The organism is Aminobacter sp. AP02 (assembly GCF_003148805.1).
Classification (GTDB): Bacteria; Pseudomonadota; Alphaproteobacteria; order Rhizobiales; family Rhizobiaceae; genus Aminobacter.
Genome location: NZ_QGGX01000026.1, coordinates 40,639 through 51,862, shown reverse-complemented (window position 1 = coordinate 51,862; position 11,224 = coordinate 40,639). Strand labels below are relative to the sequence as shown.

At 61.8% G+C, this 11,224-nt stretch carries 14 protein-coding genes, 1 tRNA gene and 1 pseudogene; 6 read left to right on the top strand and 10 right to left on the bottom strand.

What is annotated here, in order from left to right; all coding sequences use genetic code 11:
- The 5 genes and pseudogenes from C8K44_RS24250 to C8K44_RS24230 all read right to left on the bottom strand — a co-directional run.
- Positions 1-89, bottom strand: a pseudogene (locus C8K44_RS24250) (electron transfer flavoprotein subunit beta/FixA family protein); the annotation flags it as partial.
- A 221-nt stretch (positions 90-310) separates the two neighbouring features.
- A complete protein-coding gene (locus tag C8K44_RS24245; RefSeq protein ID WP_109578342.1) occupies positions 311-1,099 on the bottom strand; it encodes a rhomboid family intramembrane serine protease in 789 nt (262 codons plus the stop codon).
- 39 nt (positions 1,100-1,138) lie between these two features.
- Positions 1,139-1,720: a cob(I)yrinic acid a,c-diamide adenosyltransferase gene (locus C8K44_RS24240; protein ID WP_109578341.1), complete on the bottom strand. Its 582-nt coding sequence runs from the start codon at positions 1,718-1,720 to the stop codon at positions 1,139-1,141.
- Between the two features lie 6 nt (positions 1,721-1,726).
- Positions 1,727-1,921 carry a twin transmembrane helix small protein gene (locus tag C8K44_RS24235; protein ID WP_109578340.1) on the bottom strand — a complete coding sequence of 65 codons (195 nt, stop codon included), beginning with the start codon at positions 1,919-1,921 and terminating at the stop codon, positions 1,727-1,729.
- Positions 1,922-1,952: 31 nt separating this feature from the next.
- The gene (locus C8K44_RS24230; RefSeq protein ID WP_199227197.1) at positions 1,953-2,828 is read right to left on the bottom strand and encodes an SDR family oxidoreductase; all 876 of its coding nucleotides are present in this window, start codon (positions 2,826-2,828) and stop codon (positions 1,953-1,955) included.
- A 56-nt stretch (positions 2,829-2,884) separates the two neighbouring features.
- On the opposite strand from C8K44_RS24230, the gene C8K44_RS24225 reads away from it, so the two are divergent.
- On the top strand, positions 2,885-3,736 hold the full coding sequence (locus tag C8K44_RS24225; RefSeq protein WP_199227196.1) for a YihY/virulence factor BrkB family protein: 852 nt from the start codon (positions 2,885-2,887) through the stop codon (positions 3,734-3,736).
- Here the strand turns inward: C8K44_RS24225 and C8K44_RS24220 are convergent.
- Complete coding sequence (locus C8K44_RS24220; RefSeq protein ID WP_109578348.1) at positions 3,703-4,596, bottom strand: DMT family transporter; 894 nt, start codon at positions 4,594-4,596, stop codon at positions 3,703-3,705. The genes C8K44_RS24225 and C8K44_RS24220 overlap by 34 nt on opposite strands.
- Positions 4,597-4,793: 197 nt before the next feature.
- Between C8K44_RS24220 and C8K44_RS24215 the strand changes: the two genes are divergently transcribed.
- Complete coding sequence (locus C8K44_RS24215; protein ID WP_109578339.1) at positions 4,794-5,090, top strand: hypothetical protein; 297 nt, start codon at positions 4,794-4,796, stop codon at positions 5,088-5,090.
- Here C8K44_RS24215 and gluQRS read toward each other — a convergent pair.
- Positions 5,079-5,954: a tRNA glutamyl-Q(34) synthetase GluQRS gene (gene gluQRS / locus C8K44_RS24210; RefSeq protein ID WP_109578338.1), complete on the bottom strand. Its 876-nt coding sequence runs from the start codon at positions 5,952-5,954 to the stop codon at positions 5,079-5,081. The genes C8K44_RS24215 and gluQRS overlap by 12 nt on opposite strands.
- Before the next feature lie 75 nt (positions 5,955-6,029).
- On the opposite strand from gluQRS, the gene C8K44_RS24205 reads away from it, so the two are divergent.
- On the top strand, positions 6,030-6,683 hold the full coding sequence (locus C8K44_RS24205; protein ID WP_109578337.1) for a DNA-3-methyladenine glycosylase: 654 nt from the start codon (positions 6,030-6,032) through the stop codon (positions 6,681-6,683).
- Between the two features lie 118 nt (positions 6,684-6,801).
- The gene (locus C8K44_RS24200; RefSeq protein WP_109578336.1) at positions 6,802-7,359 is read left to right on the top strand and encodes an HNH endonuclease; all 558 of its coding nucleotides are present in this window, start codon (positions 6,802-6,804) and stop codon (positions 7,357-7,359) included.
- A 196-nt stretch (positions 7,360-7,555) separates the two neighbouring features.
- Here the strand turns inward: C8K44_RS24200 and C8K44_RS24195 are convergent, their stop codons facing one another.
- Complete coding sequence (locus C8K44_RS24195) at positions 7,556-8,068, bottom strand: disulfide bond formation protein B (RefSeq protein WP_109578335.1); 513 nt, start codon at positions 8,066-8,068, stop codon at positions 7,556-7,558.
- A 38-nt stretch (positions 8,069-8,106) separates the two neighbouring features.
- Positions 8,107-8,694: a YqaA family protein gene (locus C8K44_RS24190; protein ID WP_109578334.1), complete on the bottom strand. Its 588-nt coding sequence runs from the start codon at positions 8,692-8,694 to the stop codon at positions 8,107-8,109.
- 365 nt (positions 8,695-9,059) lie between these two features.
- Here C8K44_RS24190 and C8K44_RS24185 point away from each other — a divergent pair.
- A tRNA-Leu gene (locus tag C8K44_RS24185) sits at positions 9,060-9,144 on the top strand.
- Between the two features lie 751 nt (positions 9,145-9,895).
- Positions 9,896-10,711 (top strand): rhamnan synthesis F family protein, encoded by an 816-nt coding sequence (locus C8K44_RS24175; RefSeq protein ID WP_109578333.1) that lies wholly within the window; start codon positions 9,896-9,898, stop codon positions 10,709-10,711.
- A gap of 82 nt (positions 10,712-10,793) precedes the next feature.
- Here C8K44_RS24175 and C8K44_RS24170 read toward each other — a convergent pair whose 3' ends face one another.
- The gene (locus C8K44_RS24170; RefSeq protein ID WP_109578332.1) at positions 10,794-11,111 is read right to left on the bottom strand and encodes a hypothetical protein; all 318 of its coding nucleotides are present in this window, start codon (positions 11,109-11,111) and stop codon (positions 10,794-10,796) included.
- Between the last annotated feature and the right edge of the window lie 113 nt (positions 11,112-11,224).

Sequence of the window (11,224 nt, the reverse complement as noted above, 5' to 3'; positions counted from 1 at the left end):
TTGGCCAGCTCAACGCCCGAGCCGTCCGATTTCACGCGCACCTTCACGTTGGCATCGACAACCCGCTTGACCGGGACGAGAACTTTCATGGGCTGGTACCTCTCTGAACAGCGATATTGTGCGCGCTATAGCAGCGCTCGGGCCCACGCAATTGTCGATTGCCGACATATTGGGCGGAAAAACGGACTCGATCTCGCGCTTTTGGTGGCGGGAGGGCTGCCGCAAGCGGGCGGGAACGTAGTTGCGGCTAACGTTAGCGTCAATATCTGCTTCAAGCTCAAATCGTTTGAAACAAACTATGCTCGTGGCGCTATTGCCGGCCCCAGCGTGGCGGTGGTTGGGCAGTTCGCGGCTCTGGTGTTGCGGGCGCGGGCATGACAGGCGCTTCGGCCTTGTCAGGGGCCGGTGCCGTGTCTTCGGCATCTCCAAACAATGGCACGTCGCGCCGGCGCAGCACCAGAACCAGCACGGCGCCGGCGATGATGCCGCCGACATGGGCTGCCCAGCTTACTTCGTCATCGCCCCCGATGGCGATCATCGCGAACTGGAAGACGACCCACAGGATCAGCGGTATCCATGCCGGAATGCGCAGCGGAATACGGGCAAAGGCCAGCACCCAGATCTTCACCCTGGGGTAGAGGATGAGATAGGCGGTAACGATGCCGGCAATGGCGCCCGACGCGCCTATGAGCGGCGTTTCGGAATCTGGCAGGATCATTCCGTGCAGGAAGGCACCGGCAACCGCGCAAAGCAAGTAGAACACCAGGAAGCGGAAATGGCCGAGCGCGTCTTCGACATTGTCGCCGAACACCCACAGGAACAGCATGTTGCCGCCGAGGTGGAGGATGTCACCATGCAGGAAGGAATAGGTGAGGTAGCTCAGGTTTTCCGGGATGATGACGAGATCTGGCGACAGCTCGGCAAGGTCATGCACCACGGAGGGAATGTAGCCCAGACCCAGAACTGTTGCTTGGGTGAATTCCTCGCCCCCGAGCGTCGTCACCAGATAAACGATGACGTTGACCGCGATCAGCGCGAACGTCACATATTGCAGCCGGATGTGGCGCAGATGGTTTGAATCGTAGAGCGGAATGAACATGCGGCTCGCTTCCGCCCTCCAGGCGATCTAGTCGGTTAATCAGCGGTTCTTGCCGGGCACCCATAGCACATCGGCTTTTCCGTTGTCATTGACGACGCGGGCGGCGACGAACAGCAGGTCGGAGACGCGGTTGATGTAGCGAATGCCCTCGCGGTTGACGGGTTCTTCCGGGTCCTGGGTCAGCGCCACCATCACGCGCTCGGCGCGCCGCGTCACCGTGCGGGCAAGGTGAAGTGCTGCGGCCGCCGGCGAACCGCCATTCAGCACGAACGACCTGAGCGGTTCGAGATCGGCGTTGAGCCGGTCGATGTCGGCCTCGATGCGCGCGGTCTGGCTGGCGATGATGCGCAGCGGCTCGTAGCCGAGGTCCTTGCCGGTGTCGGGCGTCGACAGATCGGCGCCAAGATCGAACATGTCGTTTTGGATGCGGCCGAGCATGGCGTCGATTTCTGGATGCTCGGTGGCGGTGTGCACACGTGCCATGCCGATGCAGGCATTGGCCTCGTCGACCGCGCCATAGGCTTCGACACGCAGGTCGGATTTCAGTCGGCGTTCGCCCGAGCCCAGCCCGGTCGTGCCGTCATCGCCCGTGCGGGTGTAGATCTTGTTGAGCTTGACCATGAGCGCCTAGCCGGCGCGGGTGAAATAGAGCGTCAGCAGGATGAAGACCAGCGCCACCGCCTGCAGCAGCACGCGCGCCTGCATCAGCTTGTTGGACGTGGTGCCGGAGCCGCCGCGCAGCATGTTGATGAGGCCGCGGATCAGAACGACCACCACGGCGAACATGAAGACGACGGCGATGATGTGGAATACGGTTGCCATTTAGGTTCCAGTCCTGTTGGCCGCTGCCGGCTCAGGCCTGCCGGGCCAAGATCTTGTAGAGCAGCGAGGCGGGCAAGATGCGTTTCAGCACGACGCCGATTCTCGCCGGGGTCGTGACAACATAATGCGGACGCGGACGCGGCGACAGCAGGGCGTGTCGCAATACCGCATGAACCGCCTCGGGTCCGAGTTTCAGCCGCGATACCGAGCCGCCGCTGCTCAGCCTGTCGAGCTGGGCACGGTAGGCCAAGTGGTGCGGCGAGTTCTCATGGTCGATGTAGCGCTGGAACCAGGTCAGCCCATTGGTGGCGATCTTAGACTTCACCGGCCCCGGCTCGATCATCGAGACATGGATGCCCGTGCCGGCAAGTTCCTGGCGCATGCACAGCATCAAACCTTCGAGCGCGTGCTTGGAGGCGGAATATGCGCCACGGAAAGGCACGGGCGTCAGGCCGAGGATCGACGAGCAGTTGACGATGCGGCCATGCCCTTGCGCGCGCATGACAGGAACGATGCGGCGGGTCAGGTCATGCCAGCCGAAGAAATTGGACTCGAACTGGTCGCGCAATGCGGCCATCGGCAGGTCTTCTACGGCGCCCGGCTGGGCATGGGCGCCATTGTTGAACAGCGCATCTAGCTTGCCGCCGGTGCGTTCCAGAACGGTCGTCACGAGCGCTTCGATCGACTGCGGCTCGGTGTAATCGAGATAGAGCGCTTCGAGGCCGTCAGCTTCCAGTGCCGCCAGATCCTCGGCCTTGCGGGCTGTGGCAAACACGCGCCAGCCTTCCGCCTTCAGCGCACGCGCGCAGTAAGCGCCGATGCCCGACGACGCTCCGGTCACGATTATCGTGCGTAACTCCTTGATCGGGTTCACGTCGCCGTCGCCTACACTTGCCAACTGGGGCATTCCCTTCCCATATTCGCGCCCTGGAAACAATCGGACGGAGCGGTAAACTGGACCTGATGCGCAGGATCGTTGCTACCAAGCGCGTGCTCTTTGACGCAGTCGGTCATTTCTATGACGATGACGGTTGGGCGATGGCCAGTCATCTTGCGATTTCCGCGCTGATGGCCTTGTTTCCGTTCCTCATCTTCGCCACCACGCTGGCGAGCTTTCTCGGCGCCGACGCCTTTGCGGAAACGGCGGTGCATCTGGTGTTTGACACCTGGCCCGATCAGATCGCAGAGCCGATTGCGCGCGAAGTGGTCAACGTGCTCACCGTGCAGCGCACCGACCTGCTGACCTATGGCGTGCTGCTTGCCGCCTTCTTTGCCTCCAACGGCGTCGAGGCACTGCGCACCTCGCTCAACCGCGCCTACCGCGTCACCGAAACCCGCACCATCTGGTTTCGCCGCACCCAAAGCCTGTTTTTCGTGCTCATCGCCACGATCAGCTTCGTGGCGATCTCGGTGCTCTTGGTCTTCGCGCCGATCATCGCACGCATCCTCGAAGCCAAGTTCGTGTGGATCCAGCCCTATATGGGCACCATCACCGTGTGGCGCTTCACCATCGCCTCGGGAGTCATCGTCTTTGGCCTGTTTGCCGTGCACATGTGGTTGCCCGACGGTCGCCGGCGGTTTCTCAGCGTCATACCCGGCATCGTCTTCACGCTGATCGCCTGGCTCATCGGCTCGACGATCTTTGCTGCCTATCTCGATACCTTCGCGTCTTACGTCACCACCTATGCAGGCCTGGCCTCGATCATGATCGCGGTGGTGTTCCTCTACATCATCTCGGCGATCTTCATCCTGGGAGGCGAACTCAACGCCGCGATCATCCGTTACCTCGAGGCTCGGGCCCGCGTGCCTGGCTGAGCCGTAGCCAGGCCTACGCCGAGCGTGGCGATTGCCATGCCAACGAGCTGCACCAGGGACAACTGTTCGCCGAACAGCAACCAGGCGATGACGGCGGTGACCGAAGGCACGAGGTAAAATAGAGACGCGACCTTCGACATCGCGCCGTCGCGGATCATCACCATCAACAAGAAGATGGCACCGATCGACAGCACGAAGACCAGCCAGGCCATTGCGAAGATAAGCTCGCCATTGATCGTCATCTGGCGCGTCTCGAAGATCATCGAGGCAGCCGCCATCAGGATCGCCGCGCCGACATATTGCCAGAAGGTGCCGGTCACCAGGTCGCCCGTCGATCCGACACGCTTCTGCCAGATGGTGCCGGCACTGATACCAGCCATGGCAATGACGGAGGCCGTCAATGTTTGCCATGTCACTCCGCCGCCGATCGTGCCGAGTTTCGGCGACAGGACGACCACCACGCCGACGAAACCGACGGCAAGCCCGACCCAATGGCGCGGGCGGATTTCCTCGCCAAGCAGCTTGCCGGCCAGTACCGCGGTCACCAGTGGCTGAAGCCCGGCAATGAGCGCTGAAAGGCCGGCCGGCAATCCTTGATGGATCGCCCAGAATACACCGCCCAGATAGACCCCGTGCAGCAGCATGCCGATGAGCACGGCATGAAAGGCTGCGCGTCGCGGAAGCCGTCGCGAGCCTAGTGCCAGCATCACCGCGCCCAGGATCAGGAAGGCGAGCAGGAATCGTACGGCAAGGAAGGTGAACGGCTCCGCCCATGGCATGGCGTAGCGCGCACCGATGAAGCCGGTCGCCCACAGCAGCACGAAGGTCGCAGGGATCAGCCGCTTTGGCGTGGATGTCATGTTGCCCCGAGCGTCGCCGGACGCCACGCCCGGAAAGGAAGTTTATCGGAATCGCTCTAATGCCGAATATTAGAACAAGCAAAATGAAACGATTGATCCATAGATTCACCGGACCTGATCTGACGACCCGATCTGGAGCTCAACGTCCCGGATGCGGCGGGACAACAACTGCACTGTCGGCCTCCGAGAGGACTGCGATGTTGTGGAATTTGGATCCAGGCTGGTTGATGATGGCGGTCGCTTTCGTCGCCGTCATGTCGTTCTTCTTCGGCGCGGCGCTCGACGCCATCATGAAGGAAGACGGCTTTGGCCCTACCGGCAACATGATGCTGTTTACCACCGGCTTCTTCGGTGCTGTCCTGGTCGCCAACAGCTACGGCATTTCCTTGCGCGAGTTGAGCCTGGCGACGGCCTGGGGTCTCGGCGGCGCGTTCATCTTCATCAGCGTGTTGGCCCTGCTCAAGGCTGCTCTCGGATGGCTTCTACAGCCCTAGCCGCGCCACCAGCGTCTCGGGCGTTTCTCCGGCCTCACGCAATGCGTTGAGGCCGGTGTCGCGCTGGCTTTTCGACAGCTTGCGTCCGTCAGGCCCGAGAACTAGCCTGTGGTGGAAGTAAGTTGGCTGCGGCAACTCGAGGACTTCCTGCAGCACCCGCTGCACCGACGTCGCGAAATACAGGTCCTGGCCGCGCACGACATGACTGACGGATTGCAATGCGTCATCGATCACGACCGACAAATGATAGCTGGTCGGGATTTCGCGCCGCGCAATGATCACATCGCCCCATTGCAGCGGATCGGCAACGATCTCTGACGTCGCCGTCATGTTGCCGTCGGCCCATTCGCGCCAATCGAGCGGGCTTCCCAGCCCTGCCAGCGCGGCCGCGGTATCGAGCCGCCAGGCAAAGGGCGCCCCCGCATCGATGCGTCGCCTGCGCTCCCTTGCCGACAGTGCCTTGTCATTGCCGGGATAGACCGGTGCGCCATCGGGATCGCGCGGCCAGCTTTTCCCCGTCGCTTCATGATCCATGATCGCGCCGCGGATCTCGCCGCGGCTCATGAATGCGGGATAGACCAGTTCCTCGCGCTGCAGGCGCTCGAGTGCCGCCTGATATTCGCCGAAATGCTCGGACTGGCGCCGCACCGGCTGTTCCCAGCCGATGCCGAGCCAGGCGAGATCGCGATAGATGCCTGCCTCGAACTCCGCCGTGCAGCGGGTGATGTCGATGTCTTCGATGCGCAGCAGCAACCGCCCGCTCGATGCCTGCGCCATGCGCTGGTTGGTCAAGGCCGACAGGGCGTGGCCCAGATGCAGTTCGCCATTCGGGCTCGGCGCGAAGCGAAAGACAGGAGCAGTCATGAGCGTTGCGGTTTCGGATTGGTGGTTTGCGTTTCCGATTGCTACGTTGCCGGCTCGAACCTCACAAGAGACGCCATGCGCCGGATCTCCAATCTCGACGACGTCAAGCTCGGCCTCGATGCGCTTTGCGCCCTCGATCCGCGATTGAATGCCGTACGCGGCATGGCCGGTGAGGTGCCGCTCAGGCTGGCCGAACCTGGCTTCGCCAGCCTTGCCTCGATCATCGTTTCCCAGCAGGTGTCGACGGCGAGCGCCAGGGCGATCTTCGGTCGCTTCAGCGCTCTCGTCGATCCGCTGACGCCGGAAGCGCTGCTTGCCGCCGGCGAGGGCGTCTTCCGCGAAGCTGGGCTGTCCAGGCCCAAGCAGCGCACATTGCTGGCGGTTGCCCAGGCAGCCAGCGAGGGTCTCGACCTCGACGGGCTTTGCCAGCTCGACGCCGTGGAAGCGATGGCGGCGATGGTCGCCATTCCCGGCATCGGTCCATGGACGGCGGAAGTCTACCTGCTGTTCGCCGCCGGCCATCCCGACATTTTTCCAGCCCGCGATGTCGCGCTGCAATCGGCCGTCGGCCATGCCTTGGGCATCGATCCACGCCCCGGCGAGAAGGCACTGATTCGGCTTGCCGAATCATGGGCGCCCTGGCGAGGGGTCGCCTCGCGGCTGTTCTGGGCGTATTATCGCGAGACCCGCGGTCGCGATGGTGCACCGCCGGCCGGAAATCCTGCTTAAATCGGCGAAATCGCGGTTTTTTGACAGGCTATATGACCGACTAGGCGCTTCACATTCCTGTCACCTCGGGCTTACAGTATTCGCACCGTTAGGTTCGAGGACCAAGGAGGTAGACGAAGTGACGGTTGCCGTGTCTCCGGATGGGCTCCCAGCACTGGTGCTGAACGCGGATTATCGTCCGCTCAGCTACTACCCCTTGTCGCTATGGTCCTGGCAGGACGCGATCAAGGCGGTGTTCCTCGACCGCGTCAACATCGTCGCCGAATACGACCACGCGGTCTCCTCGCCGACCTTCTCGATGAAGCTGCCCAGCGTCGTCAGCCTGAAGCATTATGTGAAGCCGTCGCGCTATCCGGCCTTCACCCGTTTCAACGTGTTCCTGCGCGACCGCTTTCAGTGCCAGTATTGCGGCACGCCGGAGGATCTTACCTTCGATCACGTCATCCCGCGCCACAGCGGCGGGGCGACGACATGGGAAAACGTCGTTGCCGCCTGCTCGCCCTGCAATCTCAGGAAGGGCGGGCTTATGCCGGCGCAAGCCAAGATGTGGCCGCTGCAAAAGCCGTTCCAGCCGACCGTGCACGACCTGCACAACAATGGTCGGCTGTTTCCGCCCAACCATCTGCACGAAAGCTGGATGGATTATCTCTACTGGGATGTCGAACTGGAGCCTTGAGGCTTTCGTTCTTCTCCCCGTTTACGGGGAGGTGAGATGTGGCCCGCTTTAGCGGGCAAAGAGCCAATTGCTTGGCTCTTTGAGCATCGAACGCCGGCAGGCAGATGAGGGGCTGAGCCAACCTCACAGGACAATGCGCTGCCCTTCATCCGGCCCGATGGGCCACCTTCTCCCAATGGCGGGAAGAAGAAAGCGGTTACTTCCTGAACGCGCCACGCAGAGCAACGAAAGCCAGGAACGCGCTTGCGAGCACGTTCCAGCCGGCGAAGGACAGGCCAAGCACGCGCAAGGCAGCATCCTCGCAGCGCGGCGGCACGACGTCATTGAGCACGTCGAGCAGGCCCTTGCCGCCGGTATCGATCGTCCCGCTGACTGCCGCGCAGTCGGTCGGGCCGGCCCACCAGCGCCATTCGACGCCGGCGTGGTAGGCACCGAGATAGAGCCCGTAGAGCATCAGCAAGCCGCCGACAGCCAAGAGCGCGCGGGTCAGCCATGACGGCCAATGCATGGCCGACGAAAGTGCCGCAAGCGCCATCAGCGGCACGCCGACATAGTAGGGCGTGCGCTGCTCCAGGCAAAGCTTGCAGGGCATGTAGCCGCCGAGATGCTGGAAGCCGAGGGCCGTGCCGACGACAGCAGCCATGGCAATGGCGAGGAAGAGTGCTGTCAGCGTCTGGCTGCGGCCAGTCGGGGAGGCGAGGGAGGTCATTGTATGGTGCCCAGCTGGTGTTACCGGCATGTTGCCGTTCAGTGCAGGTATCTGACGAGAAGATAGAGCAAAATGAGGGCAGCGGCTGCGAGGCCTGCGAGCAGGCCAAGGCGCTTTTCGATGAATTCGCGAATGGGTTCGCCGTAGGTGCGCAGCAGCCAGGCCAGGAACAGGAAACGGGCGCCGCGCGCGATGATGGCCGAGACGATGAACCAGCCGAGCGGAAATCCGATGACGCCCGACAGGATGGTCACCACCTTGATCGGCGGCAGGTGCGAAAGGCCCGACGTCACCAGCATCAGCAGGATGATGCCGGTCCCCGACGACAGTTTCAGCGCTTCGAATTCGTCATATTTGCCGTAGAATTCGAGCACCGGCTTCGCCACTGCCTCGAAGGCGTAGTGCCCAATGTACCACCCCGCGATGCCGCCGAGGACCGAGGCTACCGTTGCCACGATGGCGTAGCGATAGGCTTTGTCCGGGCGCGACAGCGCCATTGGCAAATAGAGCACGTCTGCCGGCACGAGGAAGACCGAGCTTTCGACGAAGGCGATGAAGGCCAGCCACCATTCGGCGGATTTCCTTGCCGCAAGCGACAAGGTCCAGTCGTAGAGTCGGCGAAGCATCGGGCCCCCTGGGATTGTGCGCTGCCTGTTTAGGAAGAATTGCTGTGGCGCACAATGCGTAAGGCCTTCACGAATGCGCAAGCTGGGGTAACCGGCACAATCTGTCGCACGAGCGTCCCGCCGCGACAAGCAAGACCGGCGGCGGCCCCGCCGCGGCACCTGCGCGAACGGCTGCTGTCCCGCTCGGGGGCAGGTCGAACCGCACATTCAACTGACCGAAACGATTGATCGGGCCTCGCAGACTTTGCCAATCTCCGATGACAGTAGTGCTTTTGCTGCAGCAAGTTGAACAAAGACGCGCCTGCCCTGTTGACGGCGGGTGGCCCAACCGTATAGTCCGCGACCATTCTGTCCGTTTAGGGCAGGCCCCTATGGCGGAATTGGTAGACGCGCTCGACTCAAAATCGAGTTCCGCAAGGAGTGCTGGTTCGATCCCGGCTAGGGGCACCAACCCTGATGCGATCTGGAAGGCGAGATCGAATTTGATCTGCAGCGGCTGGGTTGAAAAATAGCCTGCCATGCGCAGCAAGCCGTTTTGGTCGAGTGCGGGCGCCTCGGTGAATTGCGGTGCCAGAAGCGCCACACCGTAAAGATCGAAGTTGCGATGCCTGAGGTCGGAAAAACGCTGCCCAAGGTCAGCGGCCGTGTTTTGCGCCTGTGGGTGAGGCAAGATGGTGCAGCACCGTGTAATTGCCCGATCGATTTGGCATCTGTGACACTCATGGTTTTCCCCCTGCCTCAAGCAACCCTGCAACAGCACGTCCCCAGTGCTGAAATGGCTGATGACCGCACCACACCGCTGCGATCAGGCGCAAGCCGTTGGCCTCCGCTGCATGCGGTCCACCGCATGCCGGACAAGACCCTCCTGATAAAACGCTGTTCGCAAGTCGTAGCCGTGGAATTTTTCGCACAGCCGAACGGCACTGTCGCCGCCCGCAGCTGCAGATTGGGACGCTCGGTCATCAAGATGAGACGCGCAGTCATGGCTGCCGCGGAACCATGTGGGTCCACTCACTCGTCAGGCATCGTGGCGCGGCACCATCTTGCAGCGAGGTTGTTGCTTGGGCGCTCGATGGAGGCCGTTTCTTTTCCTGGATCTATGCTATCTCGTCGGGTGACGGCGTGTCTGCGCCTTGTCCCATCATGCTGCTAGCGCGGCACAACATCGAATGACCCATAGGCCGCAGATAGGGCGTCGCGCATGCAGGAAGAGCCAAAGGTTGCGATCGTCGTCCATGCATTCCACATGGAGGTTTTTGAAGAAATCCTCGGCCTGGTGCGTGCTCTTCCTGCCCGCCACAAGCTTTTCGTAACGACCGTGCCTGACCGCGAAATGGCGGCGCGTTCACGGCTCGAAGCAAGTGGCCGGGACTTTGCCCTTCAAGTTTCCGGGAACCGGGGGCGGGACGTTCTCCCGTTCCTGCGGATGTTTCCCATTCTCCGGGCCGAGGGCTTTGACCTTTTGGTCAAGGTTCACACCAAGAAGTCGTCGCATCGCGCCGATGGCGATATCTGGCGCCGCGCCATGCTGGAAGCTCTTCTTCTGCCAGACATGCTGGAGCGCTCGATCGAGGCCTTTCGCAGCGATCCCTCTTTGGGAATAGTCGGCCCTGACGGCCATTTCCTCTCGATTGCCAACTATATAGGCGGCAATAGAGCCGGCGTTTTGTCAATCGGGTCTCGCCTGGGGTTGAGCGAGCAACAGGTTCTTGGCGCGGGCTTTTTTGCCGGAACCATGTTCATGGCCCGTGGCGATGCCCTCCAGCCGATTATCGATCTGAATTTCCAAGATGACGATTTCGAAGCCGAAGACGGGCAAGTGGACAGCACGCTGGCGCACGCGCTCGAGCGCAGCATGATGCTGGGAGCCTTTTCGCTCGGACGACGGGTCGCTTCGAGCGCCAATCCGGCCGCCGAAGCCATCATCAACGACAGCTATGATTTCGCCCGCAAGACGAACTCACGAAGCAAATTTGGCAGTGTTATCCGCTGGATGCGCAACAGGCCCAAGCTGTAGCCATGCGCTGGATCCCCACCTCCTGCGTTGGCTCACGCAAGAGGCGGGTTTCATTTCTTGGCGGCCGGAAAGCGAAGTTACCTCAATTGGGCTTCGTAGCCGTCATTGCCGCGGAAGCGGGCTTTGTCTTGGACGACTGACCGGCTGGCGGCTGTGTCAGCTTCGGCTGGTCGGCCTCAGTGAGCGTGGACGTACCACAATCGGCGGCAGCGACACCGTTATTGCAGGCTGTCGGATCGTCCTTCTTGCCGTTCCCAATGATCTTGCTGGCAACTTCGGTGCCTTGGTCGTCCGCATTTCTGGCCACATTGCCGTTGCCGATGATCTTGCCAGCGACAACGGTGCCAGCCATTGCCAGGGTCACCGCGAGCGCGGCGTACAATAAAGTCTTCGACTTCATGGCGTTCCCCTTTCGAAAAGATCAGGCGCGATACCCTATCACGAAAGCGGTGCTGCGTCTTATCCTGGTTGCAATGTGTGTGCATTCACTCGCAAGGGTGGTTGGCAATGCCG

Coding starts and splice junctions, on each gene's coding strand:
- C8K44_RS24235 (WP_109578340.1), bottom strand. CDS start 1,921: ATGGCAACCGTATTCCACATCATCGCCGTCGTCTTCATGTTCGCCGTG.
- C8K44_RS24195 (WP_109578335.1), bottom strand. CDS start 8,068: ATGACCTCCCTCGCCTCCCCGACTGGCCGCAGCCAGACGCTGACAGCA.
- C8K44_RS24205 (WP_109578337.1), top strand. CDS start 6,030: ATGCGCCGGATCTCCAATCTCGACGACGTCAAGCTCGGCCTCGATGCG.
- gluQRS (WP_109578338.1), bottom strand. CDS start 5,954: ATGACTGCTCCTGTCTTTCGCTTCGCGCCGAGCCCGAATGGCGAACTG.
- C8K44_RS24225 (WP_199227196.1), top strand. CDS start 2,885: ATGCGCAGGATCGTTGCTACCAAGCGCGTGCTCTTTGACGCAGTCGGT.
- C8K44_RS24230 (WP_199227197.1), bottom strand. CDS start 2,828: ATGCCCCAGTTGGCAAGTGTAGGCGACGGCGACGTGAACCCGATCAAG.
- C8K44_RS24240 (WP_109578341.1), bottom strand. CDS start 1,720: ATGGTCAAGCTCAACAAGATCTACACCCGCACGGGCGATGACGGCACG.
- C8K44_RS24220 (WP_109578348.1), bottom strand. CDS start 4,596: ATGACATCCACGCCAAAGCGGCTGATCCCTGCGACCTTCGTGCTGCTG.
- C8K44_RS24175 (WP_109578333.1), top strand. CDS start 9,896: ATGCAGGAAGAGCCAAAGGTTGCGATCGTCGTCCATGCATTCCACATG.
- C8K44_RS24190 (WP_109578334.1), bottom strand. CDS start 8,694: ATGCTTCGCCGACTCTACGACTGGACCTTGTCGCTTGCGGCAAGGAAA.
- C8K44_RS24215 (WP_109578339.1), top strand. CDS start 4,794: ATGTTGTGGAATTTGGATCCAGGCTGGTTGATGATGGCGGTCGCTTTC.
- C8K44_RS24170 (WP_109578332.1), bottom strand. CDS start 11,111: ATGAAGTCGAAGACTTTATTGTACGCCGCGCTCGCGGTGACCCTGGCA.
- C8K44_RS24245 (WP_109578342.1), bottom strand. CDS start 1,099: ATGTTCATTCCGCTCTACGATTCAAACCATCTGCGCCACATCCGGCTG.